Origin of the sequence: Streptosporangium sp. NPDC001681 (assembly GCF_040298085.1) — a bacterium.
GTDB lineage: Bacteria > Actinomycetota > Actinomycetes > Streptosporangiales > Streptosporangiaceae > Streptosporangium.
On the sequence record NZ_JBEOZN010000019.1, the window covers coordinates 70,902 to 97,224 of the forward strand.

Consider the following 26,323-nt stretch of genomic DNA (forward strand, 5'->3'; position numbering starts at 1 on the left):
AAGAAGATCAAGAACCAAGGGCTGTCTGATGATCGGTGAGCGTTCTTCATCCTCGGTAGATCGGGTTCTCGACGTGGTGTAGGACGAGGATGGCCTGCACGATCGCGGTCGCTCGGCGGGGCAACAGCGCATCTTGGTCGACTGCTGTCTTACCGGGAGCCTCGTCCTATGTCGACACCTGGCCGTGGGCCCCTGCCATGACCTGCACCGTTTGGCGGGAACGTCGCCCGTTCCGGTCTCCGTGTTCTCGGAAGTTGCCGGCGGGGATTGTGACCCGGCCGGAGTTGGATTCCCGGAAGTCACCACCGGAGGGTACTTCCGAGAACCGGTCATTCTCAGAAGCCGCCCGAACGGGATCGCTGCCATTTCACCGCCGCGAGGCGCGATACCCGCTGGGGGCGGAGATAAAGCGATGAAGATGGCCGAATGCGGTCGCCGTGACCGCATTGATCCGAAATGCGATCGGGGTCAGTGTGAGTGGACTTCAGCTCACGGAGGTGGCTATGGCGGCTCAGGATTCCCTGCTCAAGGTCTACAGCGATCGTACGTACGCGCATGTGGCGATGGTCCGGCACCAGGGCATCACGGTGGCGTTCGCGATGGACTCGGCGCGCCGGATCGTCTACAACGTCCTGGACCTGGCCAGGCAGGATGCGGCCAAGGGGGAGACGGACGCCGCGTACTGGGCCGACAACCCCGCCGAGCTGCCGTTCTCGCGCGAGATCACCGAGGTCGGCTACAGCATCGCGGGCGCGACGGCGATGCCGACGGTCAAGCGGGGCGGCCGGATCGAGGCGGGGGCGGCCGAACAACTGGAACCCGACGAGATCGACACGTTCTTATCCACGACCGCGCGCCTGTCGGCGGCGGTCCCGTTCCAGGTGATCTCGGACGGCACCTACGTGGTGGTGCTGCGGCAGTCGATCGGGGCCGCCCACGCCGACGCGGTGCACAAGCTGACCGGCGGCGGCTGCTCCGGCGACGCGGCCAGGACGGACTACGTGCTCAGCGGCGGCGCCAAGGTGCCGCTGGTGCGCGAGACGCTGCTGTGCGACCGGTTCCTGCTGGTGGACGGCAAGCTCAAGCCGGTGCTGGAAGTGCGCTACCGGCGCAGCCGCCACGCCACGCGGCCCGACTCCTCCAACGACACGCTGGGCACCGAGGACATGGAGAACCGGCCGTTCTACGAGCCGACGAAGGAGCTGTCGTTCATCCGCAACCTGAGCGGCGGGCGGTTCGCGGCGGTGATGGTGCCGACCGCGATCAACGACATGTGGCGCTGGCAGCTCTTCGCGCACAACGACGCCACCGGCCGCGTCGACTGCTTCAACGTCGAGCGCGACGCCGACGGCGGGTTCAACACCCAGGGCACCCGCTACTACACCAGCCCCGACCCCAAGTACCGCGACGCCGTCTTCGAGCGCGCCCCCGGCAAGTGCCCCTTCACCGGCCTGGATCTGGTGCCGGTGGCGGGCGTCGCCGGGCACGCGGAGACCGCGCTGCTGCTGGACGGCACGGCCGGGCACGTGGACCTGGGCACTCCTGGAGCGCTCCAGTTCGGCGCCGGGCCGTACACGATCGAGGCGTGGATCAAGCCGTCGGCCTTCGACGGGACCGTGCTGGCCAAGGGCGCGGCCTGCCGGCTCGGGGTGCACGCGAACGGCACGGTGTTCCTCGCCCACAACAGCGCGCCCTGGTCGGTGGCCTCGGTCGAGCCGATCTCGCTGAACGAGTACACCCACGTGGCCGGGGTCTACGACGGAAGCAAGGCGACCGTCTTCGTCAACGGCCGGGCGAGCCAGAGCGTGAGCCTGCCGTACCAGGCGGACCAGGCCGCACCGGTCCTGATCGGCGCGCAGAGCACCGCGGGGCAGCCGGGCAAGTTCTTTAACGGCGAGATCGACGAGGTACGCCTCTGGGACCGCGCCCGTACGACCGAGGAGCTGAGGCGGGAGCTGGGCCATCGCCTGATCGGCAACGAGTCGGGGCTGGTGGCGTACTACCGCTTCGACGAGGGGTCGGGCACGACCGCCTACGACCAGAGCGACCGCGCTCTCAATGGAACGCTCCGCGGCGGCGTGCAGTGGGTGGGCTCGCAGGCCCAGGTGGGCGACCACCCCGGCGTGCGCCGCGACAGCTTCTCCATCGCGGGCCGGACCGTGATCTCCGGGATGGCCGCGGCCCTCTACCACCAGCAGCAGTCCGCCGCCGTCGGGTACGGCACCACCGCCAAACCGGCCAAGCGCCAGGCGCGACTACTGCTCGCCCTCACCACCAAGGCCGCCGCCGACTCCGGCGGCCAGGTGGCAACCGTGGACTTCGGCGTGGGCCGGGACGGACGGCTGGCCCAGGTGCCCGACATCCTGGACCTGCCGCTGATCGACCGCCCGAAGCAGAGCCAGGACCTGGACGCGATCGCCGCGCTGGAACAGAAGATCAAGACGCTCGAGGGTGAGGTGCTGGACCTGCCCCGGGAGATCGACCGATTGACCAAGGCCGCCGGGAACATGCCCGCGCTCCAGAGCGCCTACGACGCGAAGGCCGCCCAGGTCGCCAGCCTCCAGCGGATCGTCGACGACGCCAAGGGCAACCTGGCGGCCTGGCGGTGGCGGCTGGAGTTGAAGGGGTCGCCCACCCGGCCGACCATCGCGATCAGGAGCGACCGCACCGACGACGGCGCGGAGCTGGTGCGAAACCCCGATTTCAACTCACCCAGCAGCCTGTGGCTGTTCATACGCAATGGCAGCGTGACCTACAACGGCAACCCTACCTACCACATCCTTAATCTCCTGTCGGACTGCCTCATGGGCGTGGCCGGCGCGGCCACCACCGACATGGCGTGGATCGTTCAGCAGCGTGGCACGCGCGGCGCCCCCTCGCAGTTCGCCATGGAGAAGAACGGCGAGTACATCAGGCTCATCAACCTCAACAGCAGGCTCGCCGTCTCCTCGGAGGGCACCGGCAGCACCGTGGTCCAGACGCAGGCGGCCCTGACGCAGGATTCCGGGCTGATCAAGATGGTGCCCGTCAGCATGCTCAACGGCGTCGACATCGACCTGAAGAACGAGCAGATCGCGCTCGACAAGGCCCGCATCGCCCTGGAGGAGGCACGCACGGCGCAGATCAAACTGCCGGTGCTCCGCCGCGAACTGGCCGCCAAACTGGTCGACCTGGACACGGCGCGCAACGAGCTCGCCCTGAAGACCGGCGGCGCCCAGGGCGCGACCGATCTGACGGTGGCCATGCCACTGCTGACCCTGGACCGCACCGGGCTGAGCTGCGCCGGCGCCCTGCTGGCCTTCGCCCGCTGCAACGACGCGCCCGCCCTGCTGGACAGCGCCACCGGCAATGTCGTGCTCTACTTCCACGGCGTCAACGACCAGTTCTTCGCCGCCTACCTCGACACCTTCGTCGTCCCCTCCACCCAGGAACTCCTCGTCAACGGCGAGGCGGTCGTCTTCACGGCCCGCGACGCGGCCCTCGACCTCGGCGCGCTCACCATCACGGTGACCGACGGCGACGCGCCGGGCCGGTGCGACCTGACCATCTCCGGCGGTCGCGACGGCGAGACCTGGCGCTCGCTGCCGCGCGACACCGACCGGCTGACCGCGGTGCTGGCCGGAGCCCTGGGCGAGCCCGTCAGGCTCGGCACGGTGGCCAAGGTGAACGGCACGCAGGTGGAGCTGACCGAGCCCCTGACGGCCGTCGTGCCGAAGGCCGCCCACATCATGATCGGCTCGGACGGCTACAGCGCCGACGCGGACCACGCGGTCGGCGCCAAGAGCCTCACCCTGACCGCCGTCAAGCAGACGATCACACCCGGCGCGCTGGTCACCCTGGCCGTCTACGACTACCAGCGGGCCACCTGCGCCCGTCCCGGAGTGCCGCTGTCGGCGGGTTCGCGCCTGGTCCTCCTCACCGCGGGCACGGTCACCTCCCTCGCGAACGGGAGTGCCAAACGCCTGGTCACCGGGCACGCCTGCCGCTGGCGCGGCGAGATGCCCGGCCGCGCCTACTCCTTCGACGGCCGCCAGCAGCACCTGACACTGCCCGCCGCCCAGCTGGAGCAGGTCACCACCCCCGGCGACCTGACCATGGAGGCCTGGGTGAACGCCTCGTCCATGACGGGCGCGGGGGCCAGGATCCTGCACGCCAACAGCGGCCAGTCGCAGTACACGCTGTCGCTCGCGGACGCCCCGCTGAACACCGCGAAGGTGTTCAACGGATCGGAATTCCTCGAACTGAGCAAGACCATCGAGCTGGCCGAGCGGGACTTCACGGTCGAGCTGTGGGCGCGGCGCGACCCCGGGCAGACCAACACGCAGCCGCTGCTGATCCACGGCAACCTGAGCGGAGGGCAGAACCAGACGCTGCACCTGCAGATCAACGGTGACAACACCAGCTACGGCTTCAGCTTCTACGGCGATGACCTCTACGTCGCCCAGGGCTCCACGGACCTGGGATGGCACCACTGGGCGGCGGTGTACGAGCACGCCACCCGCACCCAGATCCTCTACATCGACGGCAACGAGGTCGGCCGCCGCGCCTCCAACGCCCCCTACACCGGGCGCGGCCCCCTGCTCCTGGGCGTCAAGCCCTTCGCCGGCCATTACCTGGCAGGCCAGATCGACGAGGTACGCGTCTTCAACCGCATACGCACCCCGTACGAGATCAGCAGCGAGCGCAACCAGCGGCTGTCGGGCCGCGAGCCCGGCCTGCTGGGCTACTGGACCTTCCCCGGCTCGTCGGCCGCGGCCTCCCCGATCAAGGGCTACCGGATGGTGGCCGGGGTCGGCAACCGCGTCTTCCGCAGCCAGGAGACCTTCCCCTGCGGCGAGTGGACGCACCTGGCCGCCGCCTTCCGGCAGTCCTGGGCCCTGCGGCTGGACGGCAAAGCCCACCTGGAGGTGGCCAAGGACGAGGCGCTGAACGTGGCCGAGGACCTGACCCTGGAGGTGTTCCTGCAGGCCGATCGGCTCGGCGGCACCATGGGCCTGGTCTCCAAGGGAGATCTGTACCTCTCCGGCGGTGTGCCGTACCAACTCAGCGTGCGGCCCGACGGCAAGCTGGAGTTCGCCTTCGAGGAGCCCGACGGCAAGGTCGTGCGCTACACCTCCACCCGCGCCATCGCCGCGCAGGCCTTCCACCGGGTGGCCGTCGTGCGCAAGGGCCGCCAGACGGAGACCTCCACCACCGCCACGACCCCGCCGGACACCCAGACCTGGGCGGACATCCGCTTCTACATCGACGGGCAACCGGCCGGCGCCGAGCGCTACACCGGCCCCGGAGCCCAGGGCAACGACAGCATCCTGACCATGGGCAAGACGGTGTCCGGCACCGCGTTCTCCGGCGTGCTGGCCGAGGTGCGCCTGTGGAACACGGCCCGCGAGGCGGCCCAGATCGGCCAGCCGGTCACCAGGCGGGAAAAGGGGCTGGTGGCCCGCTGGGCCTTCGAGGAGAACACCGGCAACGTCACCCTCGCCGCCGACGGCTCCTACCCGGCGCGCCTGCGCGGCACCCAGTGGGTGCGCGACCCCGATCCGATCGCCAGCCCGTTCCGCCTGTTCCGCAACGGCGTGCCGCTCGTCACCGAACCCGTCACGACCCCGGTCGACTATGGCGACCGGCAGCTCAGCCTGGCCGCCCGGCTGGCCGCCGGCGCGGTGACCGAGCCGTTCAGCGGCATGCTGGAGGAGGTCCGCCTCTGGCGCACGGCACGCACCGGGGAACAGATCCTCGACAACCTCTTCACCCGCCTCAAGGGCGACAAGAAGGACCTCATCGGCTACTGGCCCTTCGACCGCGACTCCACCGCCCTCACCGCCACGCAGGTCTATGACGAAGGACTGCGCGGCAACCACCTCGGCTTTCCCGCCGCGCGCCCGCGCCCGATGCTCTCCAACGCCCCCATCGCCACCGACACCGCCCAGGTACGCTCCGCGCTGGCCGCCATCCGCACCCCCTTCCACGACATGATCAGCGCCACCCCGGCCGTCGGCGAGTACGCCGACATGCAGCACACCGTCAAGGGCGAGCCGTTCGGCGTGCTCAAGCGCTGCTACGGCTACCTGCGCCAGGGCCGCTGGCACCTGGTGACCGGCTACAAGGTCGGCAACCTCGTCTCGGAGTGGGTGGGCCAGGCCCAGTTCGACCCGCAGCTCATCGGCTACATCGAGAGCGCCCCGCCGGTGCCGTCGGAGAACCTGACCGGCGCCAACTCCTTCGCCGGCGCCTCCACGGTGGAGTTCACCGAGGCCGACCAGGTCTCCTACAGCATGTCCTCCAACCGCAACAGCAGTGTCGACGCCTCCTACAAGGCGAAGTTCACCGGCGAACTGAACGCGAAAGTGATGATGATCACCGCACCGATGGGCGCCGGGGTCGCCAGGCCGATGATGGAGGTGACCTACAAGAACTCGTACTCGCTGAACTTGGAGTTCTCCAACGCCTGGTCGCAGGAGACCAAGCTCTCCCAGGGCCAGAACACCACCCGCGCCGCCAAACTGCGGCTCACCGGCTACCTGGAAGACCCCACCCAGCTGCTCAACGCCGCGGTCGGCCGCCGCTACGTGCCCGCCAATACGGGCTTCGCGCTGGTGCAGTCGGAGACGGCCGACATCTTCTCCCTGCGCCTGGCCCACACCGGCGCCCTGGTCGCCTACCGGATGGTGGCCAACCCCGACATCCCCAAAGACTGGAACATCATCTCCTTCCCGGTGAACCCCCGCTACACCAAGCAGGGCACCCTGGACGGCACGGTCGGCTTCGACGACAACGGCAAGGTCCGCGACCCCGACTACCCCGCCGCCGGCACCTACGGCTACCACAGCTTCTACAAGCCCGTCGAGGCGCACTCGCTCAAACGCCGCATCATCCGCGACCAGCAGCGGCTGCGCGCCTACTACGAGTCCATCTCCACCGAGACCCACGTCCCCGATCCGACGCACGCGCAGGCCCAGAAGCTCCTGCGGAAAATGGGCGTGACCGCCGACCCTCCCTCAGGAGGCGACCGCGACGCCGGCCGCAACTCCGCCCCCAGCGGCTACTCCCACCGCGACCTGGTCAACACCTACGTCTGGACGGCCAAGGGCGGCTTCTTCGCCGAGACCACCCAGGCCACCGACGCCGTCACCCAGACCCACAACGGCTCCTACAGCTTCAAGGGCAAGTTCGGCTTCGGCATGGAGGGCGGCCTCAAGGTCGAGGGCGCCGGCATGACCGCCGAGATGGACGCCTCCTTGGGCGGCAGCACCTCCGTGACCCGCTCCCGCGCCAAGGACGTCAGCCGCACCTTCGGCCTCACCGTCGACTGCGCCCCCTCCGGCGACCTGCAACGCTACGACAACGGCAAACCCGCCTTCACCCCCCAGGGCAAGCCCATCCTCGTCCCCGGAAAGGTGGACGCCTACCGCTTCCTCACCTTCTACCTGGGCGAGAGCAGCGCCAACTTCGACGACTTCTTCAACAAGGTCGTCGACCCGATCTGGCTCTCGAACAGCGCGGCCCCCGACGCCTCCGCCCTACGCCAGACCCGCCAGAGCACCGCCAAACCCCCTTGCTGGCGAGTCATGCACCGCGTCACCTTCATCAGCCGTCTCCTCCCACCCATCCCGGCCCCGGGCGCCCCCCCGATCGAACGCGCCATGCGCTCCGAAAACATCGCCAGCAACTACGAACTGATCCAACGCCTGGCCCCCTACACCCGCACCGCCACGGCAAGCAGTTCGGAACTCGCCAACGCCACCCGGGTCGCGCTCGCCAAGCACCTGCCCGAGCTGCTGCCGCACGCCGCCGAGGTCATCGACTACCTGATTGCTTACTACGGCCTCCAGGACTGACCCGCGCCTTCCAGCACTCAGCGGGTGCGGCCCGGCGATGACATGATCACGCCGGGCCGCACCCGCGACCGCGAACGCATTCGGCCGAAGTCCAGCCGCTACGGCGCGACGTCCATAGCCCGCTCCGCCGCCCCCTCAACCTGAAAGGAATCGGGAAGGCAACTGCCGTACACACTCTGAACTGGAGCTACTCTAAGTCTAGACAGACTAGACAGGGTGATGTCCATGAGTGGGTGGCAGGTCCAGGAGGCGAAACAGCGCTTCAGTGAGGTCGTTCGGCGTGCGGTGAGCGAGGGTCCTCAGGTGGTCACCCGGCACGGAGAGGAGGTGGCCGTCGTCATCGACATCGCCGAATACCGCCGACTCAAAGGCGACGCTCCGGACTTCGGGCAGTTCCTGCTCGCCGACCCTGACTGGGACGACGACGTGGAGTTCCCGCGGAACCAGGACCTTCCCCGGGAAGTCGATTTCGACTGATGGGCATCGGCTACCTGCTCGACACGAACGTGGTCTTCGAAGCACGCAAGCGGAACGGCAGCCCTCAGGTCAAGGACTGGATCGCCGCGGCGCACGGACCCACTCTTTACATCAGCAGCCTGACGGTCGGGGAGATCCGCTGCGGAGTCGAGCTCCGCAGACGCCGGGACCCCGACCAGGCAACGGTGCTGGAACGCTGGCTGCACGGCCTTCAGCGGCAATTCGATGATCGCATCGTCCCCGTCACCGTGGAGGCCGCCGAGGAGTGGGGACGCCTGAACGCCATCCGCCCGCTCCCCACGACGGACGGCCTGATCGCCGCGACGGCCCGGGTGAACGGCTGGACCCTGGTCAGCCGGAATATCAAGGACTTCACCGGCACGGGAGTGTCCGTCGTCAACCCGTTCGACGTGCTGATCTGAGTCCTGCCGACCTGGGCGCCGATGGCGGAGACTACCCCGCCACCTGGAACCAGACCGACCTGCCCGCTCCGTCGTGGTGGAATCCCCACTCGGCGGCGAGCAGGTCGACCAGCCACAGCCCCCGCCCGCCGTCGTCGTCGGTCTCCGGTACGCGTACGGTGACCTCCACGTGGACCATCGTGGTGGTACGGGCCAGGTAGACGGTCAGGCGCCCGTCCGTGGTACGCCCGGAGTCGGAGTGGGCCACCGCGTTGGTGGCCAGTTCGCTCAGCAGGAGCAGTACGTCGTCGAGCGCCGGGGCCGCGACGCGTCCGGTCAGCAGGTCCCGTGCCCAGACCCGCACCTCCGGCACGGAGGCCACCCGGCCGGGAAAGACCTGCCGCCACGCGCTGTACGGCCCACCCGCCCACGGCATCGTGTCGTGATGTCCGGGAAGTTTGTCTTCTTCCCCCGGCATCGTTGAAGTTCCGTTACCGCGATGTCCGGGGCGCCGGTCATCTTCCTCCGGCGTTTTCGGAGCTCCGTTGCCATGGTGTTCGGGACAGTCGTCCTCTTCCCCCGGCGTTTTCGAGGCTCCGTTGCCATGGTCTCTGAGGCGATGGTCCTCTTCCTCCGTTGCCTCCCGTTCGGATCTCAAGCGGTCACCGCCGACATGATCATGTCGGCCGCGTTGTCGGCCTCCGCCCAGACCCATTCGCCGCGCTGCCACAGTCGCGCCCACCAGGGCCGCCAGACGAACGCCCAGCCGCAGTAGCGCCGGACGACCGTGATCCTGACCAGTGCCGTGCCCGTCGCCGACCGGATCTCCAGAATCGGCTGCCCGGCCACCGGAAGGACCAGCGAGGTGCACACCCCGAGGCCGTGCAGATCCCAGCTGAGCCGGGTCAGATGAACGAATCGCGCACGCCGCTCGACCGCCGTCACGCTCCTGTCCTCCGGATGCCCCCGGCGGGCGCGACCGAGGCGTGAAAGGTCGCCGTTCTGATCATTCATCACTCATCTCGTCCCTGGTTTAAAGGCGATTGGATGCTTTCTTTTTCGTCCTGTCGAATCGAGAGGGCGTGTGCTTAGATTGCCCATGTGACAGGTGAATTCATGGCCAGATTGGCACCCCGGTGGATGACCTGGAATGACGGGTGTGGTTTAGCAATACCTCGGTCCGGCATGCCGATAAGGCGAAAGTCCGTTTTTCTCTATTTATAGGAGGAATGCGATGAGTGACGAGGTCCCCCTGGACCCTGGCTCCCCCCGTGCGCGCTTCGCCGCCGAGATGCGCCGCCTGCGCGAGGCCGCCCAGCTCTCCCAGACCGCCGTGGGCAGACGCCTCGGCTGCACCCAGACCCAGGTAAGCCGCCTGGAGAGCGCCAGCCGCACCCCGTCGAAGTCCGACGCCGAACGCCTCGACGCGCTCTTCGGCTCCGACGGCAGTACGTACTTCACCGACATGCGTCAACACATCGTCGCCCGCCACGGGGGTCCTACCTGGTTCGTCGGCTGGGCTAAGGAGATTGAACCGGTCGCCCTCGTCCTGAGGTCCTGGGATCCGCTACTCGTTCCGGGCCTTCTGCAGACGGAGTCCTACGCTCGCCATGTCTTCAGCCATGCGCCTCTGATCACTTCCGAGGAGGTGGAGGAACGCGTTGAGACCCGTATGCGGCGAGCGAAGATCCTCAACAGAGACGTTTCTCCTCTACTTCTGTTCCTCGTAGACGAGGGCGTGCTGCGTCGCCCAGTCGGTGGTGCAGAAGTGATGCGGGAGCAACTCGGCCATCTGCTGGAGGTTGCCCAGCGGCCTACGGTTTCCATTCAGCTCGTCGATCGGCAATGCCTATCGGGCATGATGGGCGCTTTCATGATCGCTGAGCTTCCGGGTGGGCAGCCCGACATTATTCATGTGGACTCTTCAGTAGAAGGACAGGTTTCGGGCGATCCCATCTATGTGACCTCAATATGGAACCGCTATGAAGCGATACGCCGATGGGCTTACCCTGAACACATGTCCCTCAAAATGATCGAGGAAGTGAGGCGGGAATGGACCTGAGTGCTGCCGTGTGGCGGAAGTCGTCGCTTTCTGGCGACAATGGCGGTCAGTGTGTGGAGGTCGCTGCCAACCTGCCCGGTGCTGTCGCGGTTCGTGACAGCAAGGACCCTGACGGCGCCAAGCTGCTCTTCACTCCCGGTGGGTGGCGTTCTTTCGTCGGTGGCATCAAGTCCGGAGAGTTCGACCGCCTGGTCTGATCGCTCCGGAAGTCGGGGAATCGCCCACAGGAAGGAGACAGAGATGGATCTGAGTGCCGCCCTGTGGCGGAAGTCATCCCGTTCTGGATCGAATGGCGGTCAGTGTGTGGAGGTCGCCGCCAACCTGCCCTGTGCTGTCGCGGTCCGTGACAGCAAGAACCCCGACGGCCCCAAGCTGCTCTTCACCCCTGCCGGATGGTGGTCCTTCGTCAGCGGCATCAAGGCGGGAGACTTCGACCACCTGAGCTGATTGCCGGAATTCACCCATTTTCGGCTATCCCCCAATGGGAATAGCATTTCGTCCCTTTCGTCATTTCGGACCCCCGATCGGTCAACCGGTCGGGGGTTTTGTACGTCCAGTAACGGTGTCGGAGTGAGTCGGGATAGAAGTCTGAGAATTCGTGGTTCGCGGCCCCGACAGCCCTTCCTGGAAGCCGGTGGATGTGGGCGGTCACCGCATCAGCGACGACCTGGAGGGGTCGGCCTACGAACGACGCCGAGGAGATCGGCTGGAGTGGCCCGCTCGTCTCATGGGCCGATGGAGCCGCTCGCGGCCGAGGTGTGGGTCACTGACCCGGCCTTCAGCCATGTCCTGCTTGTGAAGCACCGTTGGCGCCTGGAGCAGGTGGCCTTCGCTGGAAGGTGCCGGGCGGGGGTCGCTCCCTGAAGGCTCAAGGTGTGACGGGGACGGGGTTGGCCAGGTGGGCGAGCGGCTCGTGGCGGACATAGCGGGCCACGTCCGCCGCGACGATCCTCGCCGCCTTCACCGCCGTCTCCTTACTGGCCCCGGCCAGGTGCGGGGTCATCACCAGGTTGGGTGCCGTGAGCAGACGGGATCCGGCGGGGATGGGCTCCTCGGGGAAGACGTCCAGGGCCGCGCCGAACAGATGGCCGGATTCCAGGGCGTCGCACAGGGAGTCGTAGTCCAGCAGCGAGCCCCTCGCGCAGTTCACCAGCACGGATCCGCGGGGCATGAGGGCGATCTGAGCGGCGCCGATCATGTGGACTGTCTCGGGGGCCGCCCGGGCGTGCAGGGAGACGAACTGCGAGCGGGTCAGCAGCTCGTCGAGGGGGACCTTTCCGGGAAGGGCGACGTAGGGATCGAATACCAGGACCTCCGCGCCGAAGCCCTCCAGAATGCGTCCCACCCGCCTGCCGATCGCACCGTAGCCCACAAGGCCTACGGTGCCGCCTTTCAGCTCGGGACCGACGTTGTCGTACATGTAGTAGTCGCCTCGCCACTCACCCCGGGCCAGGTCGGCGTGGGTCTGGGGGATGCGGCGGGTGGCCGCGAGGAGCATGGCGAGGGTGTGTTCGGCGGTGGCGACCGCGTTGCGGCCGGGTGCGAAGGTGACGGCGACCCCGGCTTCGGTGGCGGCCTGCAGGTTGGCGTTCACCGGGCCGCCACGGCTGACGCTGAAGAGCTTCAGGTCGGGGCAGGCGTCGAGGACACGACGCGTCAGGGGAGCCATCTGGGTGACGCAGATCTCGACGCCCCTCAGTGCGTCGATCAGCTGCTCTTCCACGTCGGACGCCTCGTCCACCTCGGCCACCCGGCCGAACGGCTCCATCGGCCACGGCAGGGTGAGTTCGCGGATGTCCAGGTCGCCGGGAACCTCGTCTCTGAGCGCGTCGACGAACAGACGATTCTGGACGAAGTGGTCGCCCGCAGCGAGGATGCGGATCGTCAACGAACGGCTCCAATCGGGGAGTTGAACTGCATCATCGTGACCTGCCCGTCCCGAACGCGAAGCTCGGTGACGGTGCAGTTGCCCAGACGAGTGAAGAGCCGCCTGTAGGAACCGAGCGGCACCCCGATGAGCCGGCACAGTGCCAGCCTGATGGCCGTCGAGTGTGCTACCACCAGCACCCTCCCCTCAGGATGGGCGGCACAGATGTCGTCCAGAGCGGCGACGAAACGTGTGGCCACTTGGTGAGGGTCCTCGCCTCCCGGCAACGGGTTCCCCGCGGGATCCACCTCGAACGCGGTGCGGGCCTCGGGGAAGCGTTCATGTATCTCCGCGGAGGTCAGTCCTTCGCACTGGCCGTAGTACAGCTCGCGAAGGCGCTCGTCCACCCGCATCTCGACGCCGGCCTTGACGGCGCCGGCCGAGGCGGTGATCCTCGCCCGGCTGAGCGTGGATGTCCAGACCGCTGCCAGCCCGGCGGTGGAGCACCATTCCGCGAGCTGCGCGGCCTGGGCGTGCCCCCGAGGAGTGAGCTCGATGTCGCTACTCCCCGCGTAACGGTTGTCGGCGTGCCACACGGTCTCGCCGTGGCGTACTAGTACGAGCTGGGTCATGACTTCCTCTCGCGGGCGTGGTCGGCCGCGTGCGAGGGGAGCCAGCCGCGGTCCTCCAGTTCATCGACGAAGCGCAGATAGTGCTCGTGCAGGTCCGTTCCCCCGGACGGTTCCACGATCTCACGCGTGCGTATCATCCCCTCCGCCACGGACGGGCCCGCGGCGAGCGCCGCCATGCCGAGCGCCGGTTCGGCGTTCTCCCGCAGGATCACGGGCCGCCCGAGGACGTCGGCTCTGAGCCGGTTCCAGTAGGTGCTCCGGGTGGCCCCGCCGGTAAGGACCACCTCGCCGTCCATGGAGGCGCCGAGCAGGTCGAGGTAGTTAAAGCACAGCCGTTCGATGTACGCTGCGCCGCGCAGGATGGCGGCGTAGCGGTCGACGTCATCGTCGACGCGGCCCAACGTGAAGCTCTCGGCCCCTGGAGCGTTGAACGGGAATCGCTCGCCGCGCGAGACCAGCGGGTACGTCGTGGCGCCCGGCCTGCCGCCTCCACGGCCGAAACGGCCGGCGGCCTGCCTGCTCAGTGCGTCGAGGTCGCGACCGGCCAGCTCGCGCGCCAGCGCCCCCGCGCCCGTGCTCGACGCGCCACCCGGCAGCCAGGAGCCGTCCGGTGCCCGGTGGGAGTAGACGACGCCCAGCGGATCGTGGATGAGCTCCGGAGCGAAGCCCTTGAGCACCAGCGTGGTGCCCATCACGGAGTTCCAGCTTCCGGGCCTGAGGACGCCGGCGCCGAGCTGCGCCGCGCAGCCGTCCGTGGTGCCGGCGATGACCGGTGTTCCACGCGGGATGCCGGTGGTCTCGGCCGCCTCGGCGCAGACCTCCCCGAGGGATGTGCCGGGGCGTACCACTTCGGGCAGCACTGAGGCAGGCACCCCGAGCGCGTCCAGGATGTCGGCCGGCCATCGCTCCTCGATGAGGTCCACGCCGGTCTTCAGGGCGTTGCTCAGGTCGGTGGCGACCTCCCGGCCGACCAGGCGACCGTTCACGAAGTCGTTCTGGTGCGCGAGCCGCGCTCCCTCCGGGGCCTCGCGTAGCAGCCAGAGGAGCTTGGGCAGTGCCCAAGTGGGCTGCATGCGGCGGTAGCCGAGCCGCTCCCATACGTGCGCCCCGGCCGCGTTGACCCGCTCGACCTCCCCGGCCGCCCGCCTGTCGTCGTACATCAGCCCGGGGGTGAGGGGACGTCCGTCGCGCCCGGTGAGCAGGACCGTTCCCGACGTGGCCGCCACAGCGACGGCCCTGACCTCGTCGGGGGGAACGTCGCGCAGCGCCTCGCGGGTAGCGGCGGCGAGCCGGCGCCACCACTGCTCGGGGTCCTGCTCGTGGCGCGGCCCATCACGGTGGCTGGTCAGCGGCCTGGCGGCCGTGCCGAGCACCTTTCCGTCCCCGGTGACGGCCATCACGCGGACGCTCTGCGTGCCGAGGTCGATGCCGATCCAGACGCTCATGGGCACCCCACCGTACGGCCGCGCATCTCGGCGAGCAGCGGCCAGGTTCCGGCGGTGGTCGCACGCAGCGCGAGGAAGTCCTCGTAGGCCCTGCTGTACGGACCGGGCTGCGGGTGGAAGGCGTCGCCGAGCCGTACGAACCGCTTGGTGGCGGTCGCGACGTCCGGGGCGGCGCCCGTCGCGACCATGCCGACGAGGAAGGCGCCCCGGGCGCCGACCTCCGCATCGGCCGATCGGAACACGGGCACGCCGGTGACGTCGGCGATCAGCCGTAGCCACAGGTCACTGGCCGAGCCCCCGCCGCACACCCGCAGTTCCATGGGGGCGGCGCCCGAGGCGGCCAGGCAGTCCCGCACCACGAGCGTGAGCCCCTCCAGCACGGCGCGGGCGACGTGCTCGGGGCCGTGCTCGAAGGTCAGGCCCAGGAACGAGCCCCTGGCCAGCGGGGCGGAGAACGGCGCGCGCTCGCCCGCCGGCGACAGGTAGGGCAGGAACGCCAGCCCCCCCGCACCCGGCGGGCTCATCGCGGCCAGCTCGCCCAGCGCGGCCGGGCCGGGCAGGCCCAGCAGACGGCAGGCCCACTGGACGATCTCCACACCGGCGAAGGTCGGAAAGGCCCGCAGGTAGCCGCCCGGCGCCGCGATCGTGATGCCGACGGCGTCGCCGCCGAGGTCGGGCTCTTCCACGATCGTCTCGGTGCACAGCGTGGTGCCCAGGATGCTGCACGCCTGGCCGTGGTCCACCGCCCCCGCGCCGATGGCCGTCGAGACGATGTCGTACGGCGCCATGACCACCGGTGTCCCGGCGGGCAGGCCGAGCGCGTCGCCGGCGTCCCGCGACAGCCCCGCCACCCGATGCGCGTCGTCGCGCACCTCAGGCAGTAGCCGTGCGGCCCATTCGAGGCCGAACAGGTCCAGAAGTTCCCGGGAGTAGGCGCGTGCCCTCAGGTCCATGAACGGGGCCGAGGCGTCGGACTCGTCGACGGCGATCTCGCCGGTCATCCGGGAGAAGATCCACCCGCCGCAGGACAGGACGGCGGCCGAGCGGTCCAGCCGTTCAGGGGCGTGCTCCTTCAGCCAGGCCAGGATCGCGTGCGGCAGCCCGGAGGCGCTGGACGAGCCGTTGAGCCGGAAGGCGCGCTCGGCCACGCCGGAGCGGGTCCAGGCGTCGACGAGGTCGGCGGCACGGGCGTCGTTCCAGAGGATCGCCGGTCCGGTGGGCTCTCCCGACCCGTCCACGAGCCAGACGCCGTCACCCTGCGCGGTGACCGCGACGAAGCCGACCGGGCCGGGGAGCCGGGACGCGACGTCGCGGACCGTGCGCGCCACCGCGTCCCAGACGACGTCCATGTCCTGCTCCGCATGGCCAGGGGCGGGCCGGGACACCCCGGTCTCATGCCTGGCGACCGCGACCTCCGCGCCGGCCTCGTCGTAGCCGACCGCCTTGATCACCGTGGTGCCGGCATCGATGCAGATGACGGCCATCAGGCACGTCCATGGGAGGTACGTGACTTGCGTGCCACCGAGTCGACGACCACGGCCAGCAGCAAGACGATGCCGGTCACCACGAACCTGATCGAGGAGTCGAGGTTCAGGAGCGTCAGGCCGCTGGAGATGGACTGGATGACGATGATGCCGAGCAGCGCGCCGAAGGCCGTGCCCCGCCCGCCGAACAGGCTCGTCCCGCCGATCACGGCCGCGGCGATGGCGTTGAGGTTGACGTCTCCCCCGCCGCTGCTCTGGTTCGCCGCGGCCAGCCGCGCGGCGGCCATGATGCCGCCCACCGCTGCCAACGAGGAGCAGAGTACGAACACCGAGGTGTAGACAGCCTTGACGTTGATGCCGGCGCGCCGCGCCGCCTCGACGTTGCCGCCGACGGCGTAGACGGCCCTGCCCCACTTGGTGCGGGACAGCAGGTAATGCATGACCAGCACGAGCGCGACGAAGAAGACGAACATCGCGCCGACGCCGCGGGTCTGGCCGAGATACCAGACGAAGAACAGCAGCACGACCAGCAGCGCCAGGCTCCTGACGAGGAGCATCGACACGCTCTTGGACGACAACCCCGCCTTGCGCCGCTCCCGCGTGTGGAGAAAGCCGCCGGCGAACAGCCCGCCCGCCGCGATCACCGCGAGCGTGTACGACAGCCAGGCCGGCAGGAAGTCGAGCTGCGCGAAGTTCACCAGACCGGAGTCGAACGGCAGGTTGATCGACCCCTTGGACCCGAGGACGTACAGTTGCAGGCCGAGAAAGGCCAGAAGCCCGCCCATCGTGATGACGAAGCTCGGCACCCCGAACCGGTTGAACAGTTGCGCGTAAACCCAGCCGATGACCGCGCCCATCAGCACGGAGACCGCGATGGCCGGCCAGATGGGGAGCCCTTGACCGACGAACAGCACCGCTAGCAGCGCCCCCGAGAGGCCGCTGACGGAACCGACCGACAGGTCGATCTGCCCCACCAGGAGCACGCACACGATGCCGAGTGCGATGACGCCGACCGCCGCGGACTCCAGTGTCAGATTCACCAGGTTCGCGCTGGACAGGAAGATCGGGTTGAGGATCTGGAGCACGGTCCAGATCACGACGAGGCCGACGACGACAGGGATCACGCCAAGGTCGCCGCCGCGGGTCCGCTCGACCACGTCGGCGAGTGCGCCGCGCAGCCCGTCGGGTGTCCGCAGTCGCTCGTCCTGGCGATCGGTGGTGACCATGGTGCTCACGTCGAAAGCCTTTCTGTGCGCCCGTTGTGCCGTGCCTGCCTTCGGGACACCACGTTGTCGGTGGCGCCGGTGATGGCGGCGACGATGTCCTCGGTGGAGACGTCGGCCACGTCGAACACCCCGTTGTTGCGGCCGAGCCGGAGCACGGCCACGGTGTCGGCCACGGCCTTCACGTCCGCCATGTTGTGGCTGATCATGATGACGCCGAGGCCGTTGTCGCGGAGCCGTTCGACCAGGTTGAGCACCTCCGCCGTCTGGGCGACACCCAGGGCGGCCGTCGGCTCGTCGAGGATGATGACCTTCGGGTCGCCGAGCAGCGACCTGGCGATCGCCACCGTCTGCCGCTGGCCGCCCGAGAGCGCCGCCACCGGCACCCGTACGGTCGGGATCTTCGCAGAGAGCTGGTGGAGCAGCTCCCACGAGCGGGTCTCCATCTCCACCTCGTTCAGCCGGAGAGGGCGGACCTCCTGCCCCAGGAAGAGGTTCTGGATCACGTTGAGGTTCTCGCAGAGGGCGAGGTCTTGGAAGACCGTGGCGATGCCGAGCTTGTGCGCCGCCGCCGGAGTCGGGATGTGGACCTCCTCAGCCTGGAAGGTGATCGTGCCGGAGTCGGGAGGATGTACGCCTGACAGGATCTTCACCAGCGTCGACTTGCCGGCGCCGTTGTCTCCGACGACGGCGACGACCTGCGCTGCGGCCACATCGAGGTCGACGTCGGTGAGCGCGGCGACGGCGCCGAAGGTCTTGGTGATCCCGCGCAGGGACAGGACCCTGTCTGGTTGCCGGGTGGAGGACAAGAGATCTCCCCGAGGTCTACTTGATACCGAGTTCGGCGCAGCCCTTGGCGTACTCGCCCGTGCACACCTCGGAAGCCTTCATGATCCCGCTGTCGAACAGCACCTCTTTGATGTTGTCCTTGGTGACGACCGTGGGGACGAACAGCTCCGAGGGAGTGTTGTAGAGCGTGGCCTTGCCGGCGGGCTTCTTGCCCTGCATGAAGTCGTACGCCGTGGCGGCCGCGGCCTCGGCCACGATCTTGATGGGCTTGGAGATTGTGTTGTACTGGTCGCCCGCGACGATGCGCTGAGCGGCGGCCACTTCGGCGTCGTTGCCGGTCACCGGCGGCACCTGCACGCCCGCCGCCTTGAACGCCGCAATGGTGCCCCCACTGGTGCCGTCGTTGGCCGCCACCACGCCCGCGATCTGGCCGCGGAACTGGGTGATCTGGCCGCTGACCCAGGTCTGGGCCTTCTCCGGCTGCCAGTCGGGGGTGTCGTACTCGGCGAGCAGCTTGAAGCCGCTCGGGTCGACCGCGCTGTGGATGCCCTTCTTGATCAGGCCGGCCGCGGCGTCGGTGGGGGAACCGTTGACCTGGAGCAGTCCGCCCTTGACGTCCTCCTTCTTGAGGCGGTCGACCAGCGACTGGGCGATCATGGAGCCGATCTTCTCGTTGTCGAACGAGATGTAGTAGTCCGCAGGCGTCGCCGGGATGGGCCGGTCGTAGGCGATGACCGGCACCTGCTGCGACTGGGCGGTCTTCACGATGGTGGCCGCGGCGGCGGAGTCGACCGGGTCGATCACGATGGCCTTGACGCCCTGGGCCAGCGCGGAGTCGGCCTGCTGCTGCTGCTTGGCGGCGTCGGAGTCGGCGTTCTGGTAGATGACCGTGCAGCTCGGGCAGAGCTGCTTCATCTTGGCCTCGAAGAGCGGTTTGTCGGCGAGCTCGTACCTGGTGGACGCGAGGTCCGGCATGAGGAAGGCCACCTTGGCGTTGTCCACGCCGCCGGTGCCGGACCCGGTGTTCGCTCCACCCGCCGCGCCGGTGGAGCCGGAGCCACAGGCCGCCAGGGCCACACTTGAGATGACTGCCATTGCTGCGATCGCGGAGGTCCGCCTCTTCGCTCTGTTCACCAGTTCTTTCCTCACTTGCCACGTCCTCACGGAGCTGGTTGCAGCGCATTCCCCCGCATGCGGCACACGACCGTTCACAGACGGTGGTGTGCTGTAGTGCGACACACGTTAGCGCGGCTCGGAATATATGTCCAGAACGAATGTTCAGTAGGTGGGCAGGCGATGCGAACCGCGAGTTCATGATGAGGACTGGGTCAGCGAACCGCGGCGAGCAGGCTTTCTGCGCACGCGGGCAGGGTCAGCGAACCGCGGCGATCAGGCTTTCTGCGCACGCGGGCAGGGTCAGCGAACCGCGGCGAGCAGGCTTTCTCCGCACGCGGGCAGGGTCAGCGAACCGCGGGGAGCAGGCTTTCTCCGCACGCGGGCAGGGTCAGCGAACCGCGGTGAGCAGGCTTTCTCCGCACGCGGGCAGGGTCAGCGAACCGCGGTGAGCAGGCTCTCCGCCGTCAGCGCGTCGGTGACGAGCTGGTTGAAGTAGCCGCCCTTGGCCCCGGCGATGATGGACAGGACCTTCTCCGGGCCGACCGCCACCGCGATCGAGAAAGGAATGCGGCGCAACTCCTCCACACCGGTCGCCACGAGCCTCTCGCTGCTCGGATAGCCGACGGGTTCCCCGTCCCGGTCGTAGAAGCGCGAGCACACATCACCGACGGCCTCGCGCAGGCTTTCGGCGTCGCGGGGCACGAAGGTGGGCACGACCTGCCGCATCAGCGGCGGCGAGCCGACCCCCACGATCGCACACTTGGCCTGCCCCCACAGGTCCATGACCTTGCGTACCGACGGCTCATGCTTCAAGGAGTAGAACAGCTCTGGGCCGGGCAAGGCGGGCGCGTAGAGGTAGGCGGGCACGCCTCCGACCCGTTCAGCCAGCAGGCGGGTGGTCTCGTTGGTCTGGAACCAGGGCTGCGGATCTTCCTTCCCTCCGACGGCCGGTGCGATCGTGACGCCGGGGAAGTGCCCCAGGTTCTCGCGCGCGCACTCGTACACCGTGCTGCCGGAGGACACCAGCACGATGTCGCCGGGCTCCAGCCCGACCGTGGCGAGCGCCCTGGCCAAGCCGGGAGCCAGCCACGGGCCCAGTGCCGGACCGCCGACCTTGGGCACCAGGTGGACACGCTGGATCCCCAAGGCGTCCGCGACGTCCGCGGCGAGCACGCCCTCCTCGAAGGCCGTCGGCCGGTGCACCCGGATCTCCACGATGCCGAGCTTTCGCGCCTCGGTCAGCAATCGGCTCACGGTAGCCCTGCTCACCCCGAGCCGCGTCGCGATGTCGGCCTGGGTCGCGTCCTCGAGGTAGTACTGCGACGCCGCCGCATACATCAGCTCCACGGGGAAGCGGCCGGGTGCCTCCGGTGCGGGATCGGCGGCGTTCATGGGGGCGAGCTCCCTTGCTCTGTGAACATATGTGCTGAACAGAGTATAGCTACACCTGCTTGGATCCTCAGGGGGACACCTGACTGGGCGGCCGCGCGCCGGGCTCTGCCCGAACGAGGGCAAGAATCCGCGTGCTCGGCCATGTTCTCACTGCTGACCATGGTCGTCGTACGCCTGTGCCACATCTCGGGGTACGGCCGGTGCTGTGGGGTTGCGCCGCCCTGGTACTCGTCGGTGCTGCCGTCACCGCATGCGTCGGCGACGTTCGCCGGGTGACCTCAGCCTCCAGCATCGTCTCGGCTGGGCCGTGATGGTCCGTGAGCAGGTCGGCCCAGCCCTGGCAGCCGGCATCGACCCGGCCTCGCCGCTGGCCGATCCGGTGGTCGCGGCGGTCACGGCTCAGTACGCGCACGTCTTCGGCTGCGCGGACGACGTCGATCTTCGGCGCCGGTTGTTGGCCCGGCTGGAGACGGCGAACGACCCTCGCCGGGAGCGATACCTCCGGCTGCTCGCAGTGATCAACGGCTGGCCGGCCCCGGAAAGCCTGGCGCAGGTGCTCGACTGGTTCAACGAGGCCTTGCGTGCCCGGATACCGGGGTAGCGGCCTGGGCACGACGCGGCGTCGGTGAACTCATGTTGGGGCGGGTGTCCCCGGGTCTCAGGTGGCCGTCTTCTCGACGATGGAGTCGACCCGGTCGGGGTAGAAGGCGACGTGGTCCTTGATCTCGGCGACGGCCGGATTCGGCGACTCGTAGAACCAGATCGCGTCCACCGACCGCTTCCCGTCCACCGTGACGGTGTAGTAGCTCGCGTCGCCCTTGTAGGGGCAGTGGGTGGTGGTGCCGGTCCGCTCCAGCAGCGAGCGGTCGACATCGGCGATCGGGATGTACTGGACCGGCGGGTACGACGCCTCCCGCAGCGTCAACGCACGCCGCGAGTCGGCGACCACCCGGCCGCCCACCGAGACGATGACCCGGGCCGGGTTCGCCTCGATCGTGATCGGATGATCGGGGCCGGGCTGCAGGACGGGCTTTTCGGTCATGATGAGAGCTCCTTTCTTCCCAAGGTAGTCCGCCGGAGCCTCGGCCCGCGCTATCGCCACCGTGGACAAGCGGGCCCGGCACAACCAGGCCAGGTCCCTCTGTTGTTGACCGACCGGTATCCGGCTTCCCTTGTGTACGAGCAGTGGACAGGAGTCCGGTGACCATTTGTCCTAGCCCTGTGTTCCGCATGTGACCCTGATTGACCTACAGCGATGTGGCACATGCGAAAAACGGGCCTAGCGCTGCCACGCCGCCAGCAGATCTTCCGGTGTCCAGACCGCGGCCAGTGGAAGTCCCGGTTCGTATCCCGACCTCGACACCGCCACTTTCGGCGTCTCCGTGGTCACACCGGGAACAGCTGCGGAACCCTGGACCAGCGCGTCATAGTCGTGGCGGTCGAACGGCCGGGCGTCGAGCCATTTGATCGATCCGACGAAGTGGACCCTGCTCGCGACGGGCTCCCGGTCCGCGCCCACGAGATCGATCTCGGGATTGTTCTGCCGATTCCACCACCCGCCCACGGCCTCGGTGTCCGGCCAGGCGTCGTTCGGAAGCATTCTGGCCAGGCAGTCACGTACGAGTGGCTCCACCGCGCGACCTCGCCAGGTTGTCCAGGAACGTTCGATCCGTCGCAACGCCAGATCCGGTCGGCCTCTTTCGCTGTCGGCGATGGCTCGCTGCAGGAACGCCAGCCAGAACCGGAGATAGTGGTCGGCCACCCGGTACCGCTTGTTCTTGGTGTCGGGCCGGTCGGAGAGCGGGAGGTCGGTCGCCACCACGCGCTTGGCGATCAGATTCGCGAGGATCGGTGCCAGGGTGCCGGACGGCAACGGTGTCGCTCCTCCCACATTGGCGGCGATCGTGCTGAAGGTGCGTTCTCCGGTTCCAATGGCCTCCAGCACGGTCCGGGCGTAGGTCGCCGACGGAAATTCTCCGAGCAGGGACAACTCGCCGGCGGCGAGGAGAGGTGAAAGCGGGTTGGCGAGACTGTCGCGCAGGAAGTCGATCCTGGAGGTGCCGTGCTCCCATGAACGGACCACCTCGGGGAAGCCTCCGGTGATGAGCAGCGCGTCCACGGCGTCGGCGGCGGGCAACCCTGTCATGTCGGCGACGTCCTGAAGAGCAAGGGGCCTTAGCGTCATGTGAGCGGCCCGGCCGAAGAAGGGGCGGCCGTACTCCTGCAGGGATTCCATCACCGACAGGTCGCTTCCGACCAGGATCAACAGGATCGGACGGGCGGAGAGATGCCTGTCCCAGGCCGTCTGCAGGGCGCCCTCGAACTCCCCGTCCTGCTCGATCAGCCACGGAACCTCGTCAAGAACCACGATGCACGGGGTCTCATCACCAGCGGCCAGCGCCAGCGACCGGAGGGCGTAGTTCCAATCCTGCGGCGCGGCGCCCTGGAGGAACTCGGCGCCTGCGAGTCCGGAGCAGGCGACGGTCTCGGCGAAGTCATGACGTTCCGCAACCGGACTACGGCCTCTCGTCGCCTGGAAGACGACGTACGGCAGACCGGAACGATCACAGAACTCCTGCACCAGGCGGGACTTACCCACTCGCCTGCGGCCAGTGATGATCACTGCCCGGCCTCGGGTCCCTCCCTTGCCCTCTGTCGCGAGCCGCAACTGCGCGTTGAGTTGATCGAGATCGAAGGCCCTGCCGGTGAACTTCATCGATCCCACCTTAGTAATAATCAATCTTACTTAGATGAAGTCTACATTGATGCCGTCGTCTGGGCGCGGAATGAGAAGCGGAACGGAAGCTCCCAGGTGAGGGTCTGGATCGGCCGCGGCGCATAAGATCCGACAGTGCGGACCGCCGCTCGGCATGAGCGGCCGGCGAACTCGGCGTTCGCACCGTGACAGCTCAGGCCGCCTTGCCTCCGCGAGGTAGGGCGGCCCGGCCTGGCGTGGACGCCGCGTCTCGCACTCTGAAGGTGTCTACGAGGTGCCGTACGAACTGTTCACCGGCCGATCCGGTACAGCACATGCCGACGTAGCGGCCCGTCGGGCACGTTCGGGTGGTCGAAGTCGGCGGCCGGGTCACGGGTCATGCCGATCCGGCGCATCACCGCCTGGGAACGCAGGTTGGTGGTGGTCGTGATGGCGACGACCTCCGGCAGTTCCAGGGTCTTGAAACCGAAGTCCAGGCAGGCCAGGGCGGCCTCGGTGGCGTAGCCGTGGCCCCACGCCGAGCGGGTCAGCCGCCAGCCGATCTCCACCCCGGTGAACGGCATGCCCTCGTCCGCCGGATCCAGGCCGGTGAAGCCGATGAACTCACCGGTCGCCAGGACCTCCACCGCCCACCACCCATAACCCCGGCGGTCGAGTCCGGCCTGGAAGCGCGTGATCGAAGCGGCACTCTGCTCACGGGTCAGCAGGTCCGGGAAGTGTTCCCGGACCTCGGGATCGGCGTTCATCGCCGCCCAGGGGTCCAGGTCGGAGTCCCGCCAGTGGCGGAGCAGGAGGCGATCGGTACGTAGTTCGGACATGCCGCCAAGCTAATGTGATCAAGGTCGGCGGGGCGACCGATTCTGCCGGGGGACCGTCGCCGCCCGGCGGGTCACCGGAAACCGTCATCGCGGCGACCGGCCTGGCCGGGAACGCGATGGCCATCGGCCACCGCCGCCCCGGCCGGAGAGGCCGCCGAAGCCGCCCGGGGACGTCCAGGCCGGCCGGCGCGGGCCGACCTGGACGTCACATCATGATCAGACGAGGTCGAACCGGTCCAGGTTCATCACCTTGTCCCACGCCGCGACGAAGTCGTTCACGAACTTCTCCTTCGCGTCGTCACTCGCGTAGACCTCCGCGAGCGCGCGCAGCTCGGAGTTCGACCCGAAGACGAGGTCGGCGCGGCTGCCGGTCCACTTGACCTCGCCCGTGGCGGCGTCGCGACCCTCGAAGGTGTTCGCGTCCTCGGCCGTCGCCTTCCACGCCGTGCCCATGTCGAGCAGGTTGACGAAGAAGTCGTTGGTCAGCACCCCGGGGGTCGCGGTGAGGACACCGAGCGGCGACTGCTGGTGGTTCGCGTCCAGGACGCGGAGGCCACCGACGAGGACCGTCATCTCGGGGGCGCTCAGGGTCAGCAGGTTCGCCCGGTCGACCAGCAGGAACTCGGCCGGCAGCCGGTTGCCCTTCCCGAGGTAGTTGCGGAACCCGTCAACGGTCGGCTCAAGCGCGGCGAACGACTCCACGTCGGTCTGCTCCTGCGACGCGTCCACCCGGCCCGGCCTGAACGGGACCTCGACGTCGACACCGGCCTCCTTGGCGGCCCGCTCGACGCCCACACCACCGGCGAGCACGATCAGGTCGGCGAGCGAGACCTGCTTGCCGCCGCTCTGGGCGGCGTTGAACGCCTCGGCGATCCCCTCCAGGGTGCTCAGCACCGTCGCGAGCCGGTCGGGGTCGTTGACCTCCCACCCGTTCTGCGGCTCAAAGCGGATACGCGCGCCGTTGGCGCCGCCGCGCTTGTCACCGCCGCGGAAGGTCGAGGCCGACGCCCACGCGGTGGACACCAGCTCGGACACCGACAGGCCCGAGGCGAGGATCCGCTCCTTGAGGGAGGCGATGTCCGCGGCGTCGACGAGCTCGTACGTCACCTCGGGGAGGGGGTCCTGCCACAGCAGCGTCTCGGTCGGGACCTCCGGGCCGAGGTAGCGCGCGACCGGGCCCATGTCGCGGTGGGTCAGCTTGAACCACGCGCGGGCGAAGACGTCCGCGAACTCGTCGGGGTTCTCGTAGAAACGCCGCGAGATCGGGCCGTAGACCGGGTCGAACCGGAGCGCGAGGTCGCTGGTCAGCATGGACGGCGCGTGACGCTTCGACGGGTCGTGGGCGTCGGGCACCGAGTCCCGACCGGCGCCGTGCTTCGGCCGCCACTGGTGCGCGCCGGCCGGGCTCTTGGTCAGCTCCCAGTCGTAGCCGAACAGGTTCCAGAAGAAGTTGTTGGACCACTTCGTCGGTGTCGAGGTCCAGGTGACCTCCAGACCGCTACCGATCGTGTCCGCGCCCTTGCCGGTGCCGTAGGTGCTCTTCCAGCCGAGACCCTGCTGCTCGATGGGGGCGGCCTCGGGGTCGGCGCCGACGTGGTCCGCCGGGCCCGCGCCGTGGGTCTTGCCGAAGGTGTGACCGCCCGCGATCAGGGCGACCGTCTCCTCGTCGTTCATCGCCATCCGGCGGAACGTCTCACGGATGTCGCGGGCCGAGGCCAGCGGGTCCGGGTTGCCGTTCGGGCCCTCCGGGTTGACGTAGATCAGGCCCATCTGGACCGCGCCGAGGGGGTTCTCCAGCTCCCGGTCGCCGGTGTAGCGCTGGTCGTCGAGCCAGGTGGACTCGGGACCCCAGTAGACGTCCTCGTCGGACTCCCAGACGTCCGCACGGCCGCCGGCGAAGCCGAAGGTCTTGAAGCCCATCGTCTCCAGGGCGACGTTGCCGGCCAGGATCATGAGGTCGGCCCGGAGATCTTCTGGCCGTACTTCTTCTTGACCGGCCACAGCAGACGGCTGGCCTTGTCGAGGTTCACGTTGTCCGGCCAGCTGTTAGATGGAAGAGCACA

At 68.6% G+C, this 26,323-nt stretch carries 20 protein-coding genes and 2 pseudogenes; 7 read left to right on the forward strand and 15 right to left on the reverse strand.

Annotated features, from left to right (window positions below):
• Positions 1-46: 46 nt before the first annotated feature.
• A pseudogene (locus ABT130_RS47770) lies at positions 47-135 on the reverse strand (IS5/IS1182 family transposase); the annotation flags it as partial.
• A gap of 368 nt (positions 136-503) precedes the next feature.
• Between ABT130_RS47770 and ABT130_RS11985 the strand changes: the two are divergent.
• The 3 genes from ABT130_RS11985 to ABT130_RS11995 all read left to right on the forward strand — a co-directional run bounded on the left by ABT130_RS11985 (position 504) and on the right by ABT130_RS11995 (position 8,737).
• Positions 504-7,838 (forward strand): LamG-like jellyroll fold domain-containing protein, encoded by a 7,335-nt coding sequence (locus tag ABT130_RS11985; protein ID WP_350955049.1) that lies wholly within the window; start codon positions 504-506, stop codon positions 7,836-7,838.
• Between the two features lie 225 nt (positions 7,839-8,063).
• Positions 8,064-8,315: a type II toxin-antitoxin system Phd/YefM family antitoxin gene (locus tag ABT130_RS11990; RefSeq protein ID WP_350912657.1), complete on the forward strand. Its 252-nt coding sequence runs from the start codon at positions 8,064-8,066 to the stop codon at positions 8,313-8,315.
• Positions 8,315-8,737 carry a type II toxin-antitoxin system VapC family toxin gene (locus ABT130_RS11995; protein ID WP_350955052.1) on the forward strand — a complete coding sequence of 141 codons (423 nt, stop codon included), beginning with the start codon at positions 8,315-8,317 and terminating at the stop codon, positions 8,735-8,737. The genes ABT130_RS11990 and ABT130_RS11995 overlap by 1 nt, the downstream gene beginning before the upstream one ends.
• A gap of 31 nt (positions 8,738-8,768) precedes the next feature.
• Here ABT130_RS11995 and ABT130_RS12000 read toward each other — a convergent pair whose 3' ends face one another.
• Positions 8,769-9,194 carry an ATP-binding protein gene (locus tag ABT130_RS12000; protein ID WP_350955055.1) on the reverse strand — a complete coding sequence of 142 codons (426 nt, stop codon included), beginning with the start codon at positions 9,192-9,194 and terminating at the stop codon, positions 8,769-8,771.
• Between the two features lie 176 nt (positions 9,195-9,370).
• The gene (locus ABT130_RS12005; RefSeq protein WP_350912663.1) at positions 9,371-9,661 is read right to left on the reverse strand and encodes a hypothetical protein; all 291 of its coding nucleotides are present in this window, start codon (positions 9,659-9,661) and stop codon (positions 9,371-9,373) included.
• 289 nt (positions 9,662-9,950) lie between these two features.
• On the opposite strand from ABT130_RS12005, the gene ABT130_RS12010 reads away from it, so the two are divergent.
• From ABT130_RS12010 to ABT130_RS12020, 3 genes are read left to right on the forward strand one after another with little or no spacing between them, the layout of a single operon-like run.
• Positions 9,951-10,778, forward strand: a complete 828-nt coding sequence (locus ABT130_RS12010) for a helix-turn-helix domain-containing protein (protein ID WP_350955057.1) — start codon at positions 9,951-9,953, stop codon at positions 10,776-10,778.
• Entirely contained in the window at positions 10,769-10,975 is a 207-nt protein-coding gene (locus ABT130_RS12015) for a DUF397 domain-containing protein (protein ID WP_350955059.1), read from the forward strand. Before ABT130_RS12010 ends, ABT130_RS12015 begins: the two co-directional genes overlap by 10 nt.
• Positions 10,976-11,018: 43 nt before the next feature.
• Positions 11,019-11,225 (forward strand): DUF397 domain-containing protein, encoded by a 207-nt coding sequence (locus tag ABT130_RS12020; protein ID WP_350955061.1) that lies wholly within the window; start codon positions 11,019-11,021, stop codon positions 11,223-11,225.
• A 421-nt stretch (positions 11,226-11,646) separates the two neighbouring features.
• Here the strand turns inward: ABT130_RS12020 and ABT130_RS12025 are convergent, their stop codons facing one another.
• From ABT130_RS12025 to ABT130_RS12060, 8 genes are all read right to left on the reverse strand, one after another.
• On the reverse strand, positions 11,647-12,666 hold the full coding sequence (locus tag ABT130_RS12025; protein WP_451935306.1) for a 2-hydroxyacid dehydrogenase: 1,020 nt from the start codon (positions 12,664-12,666) through the stop codon (positions 11,647-11,649).
• The gene (locus tag ABT130_RS12030; RefSeq protein WP_350955063.1) at positions 12,663-13,277 is read right to left on the reverse strand and encodes a histidine phosphatase family protein; all 615 of its coding nucleotides are present in this window, start codon (positions 13,275-13,277) and stop codon (positions 12,663-12,665) included. Before ABT130_RS12030 ends, ABT130_RS12025 begins: the two co-directional genes overlap by 4 nt.
• Entirely contained in the window at positions 13,274-14,722 is a 1,449-nt protein-coding gene (locus tag ABT130_RS12035; RefSeq protein WP_350955065.1) for an FGGY-family carbohydrate kinase, read from the reverse strand. Before ABT130_RS12035 ends, ABT130_RS12030 begins: the two co-directional genes overlap by 4 nt.
• Positions 14,719-16,206, reverse strand: a complete 1,488-nt coding sequence (locus ABT130_RS12040) for an FGGY family carbohydrate kinase (protein WP_350955067.1) — start codon at positions 16,204-16,206, stop codon at positions 14,719-14,721. The genes ABT130_RS12035 and ABT130_RS12040 overlap by 4 nt, the downstream gene beginning before the upstream one ends.
• A complete protein-coding gene (locus tag ABT130_RS12045; protein ID WP_350955089.1) occupies positions 16,206-17,432 on the reverse strand; it encodes a sugar ABC transporter permease in 1,227 nt (408 codons plus the stop codon). Before ABT130_RS12045 ends, ABT130_RS12040 begins: the two co-directional genes overlap by 1 nt.
• A gap of 5 nt (positions 17,433-17,437) precedes the next feature.
• Positions 17,438-18,238, reverse strand: a complete 801-nt coding sequence (locus ABT130_RS12050) for an ATP-binding cassette domain-containing protein (RefSeq protein ID WP_350955069.1) — start codon at positions 18,236-18,238, stop codon at positions 17,438-17,440.
• Between the two features lie 16 nt (positions 18,239-18,254).
• A complete protein-coding gene (locus ABT130_RS12055; RefSeq protein ID WP_350955071.1) occupies positions 18,255-19,313 on the reverse strand; it encodes an ABC transporter substrate-binding protein in 1,059 nt (352 codons plus the stop codon).
• A gap of 453 nt (positions 19,314-19,766) precedes the next feature.
• Positions 19,767-20,726: a sugar-binding transcriptional regulator gene (locus ABT130_RS12060; RefSeq protein WP_350955073.1), complete on the reverse strand. Its 960-nt coding sequence runs from the start codon at positions 20,724-20,726 to the stop codon at positions 19,767-19,769.
• Positions 20,727-20,976: 250 nt separating this feature from the next.
• Here ABT130_RS12060 and ABT130_RS12065 point away from each other — a divergent pair, with 250 nt between their 5' ends.
• Complete coding sequence (locus tag ABT130_RS12065; protein WP_350955075.1) at positions 20,977-21,327, forward strand: hypothetical protein; 351 nt, start codon at positions 20,977-20,979, stop codon at positions 21,325-21,327.
• A gap of 57 nt (positions 21,328-21,384) precedes the next feature.
• Here the strand turns inward: ABT130_RS12065 and ABT130_RS12070 are convergent, their stop codons facing one another.
• The 4 genes and pseudogenes from ABT130_RS12070 to katG form a co-directional block, all read right to left on the reverse strand.
• Positions 21,385-21,768: a DUF427 domain-containing protein gene (locus tag ABT130_RS12070; RefSeq protein WP_350955078.1), complete on the reverse strand. Its 384-nt coding sequence runs from the start codon at positions 21,766-21,768 to the stop codon at positions 21,385-21,387.
• 237 nt (positions 21,769-22,005) lie between these two features.
• The gene (locus tag ABT130_RS12075) at positions 22,006-23,442 is read right to left on the reverse strand and encodes an ATP-binding protein (protein ID WP_350955080.1); all 1,437 of its coding nucleotides are present in this window, start codon (positions 23,440-23,442) and stop codon (positions 22,006-22,008) included.
• 290 nt (positions 23,443-23,732) lie between these two features.
• On the reverse strand, positions 23,733-24,260 hold the full coding sequence (locus ABT130_RS12080; RefSeq protein WP_350955082.1) for a GNAT family N-acetyltransferase: 528 nt from the start codon (positions 24,258-24,260) through the stop codon (positions 23,733-23,735).
• Between the two features lie 216 nt (positions 24,261-24,476).
• Positions 24,477-26,323, reverse strand: a pseudogene (katG, locus tag ABT130_RS12085) (catalase/peroxidase HPI); the annotation flags it as partial.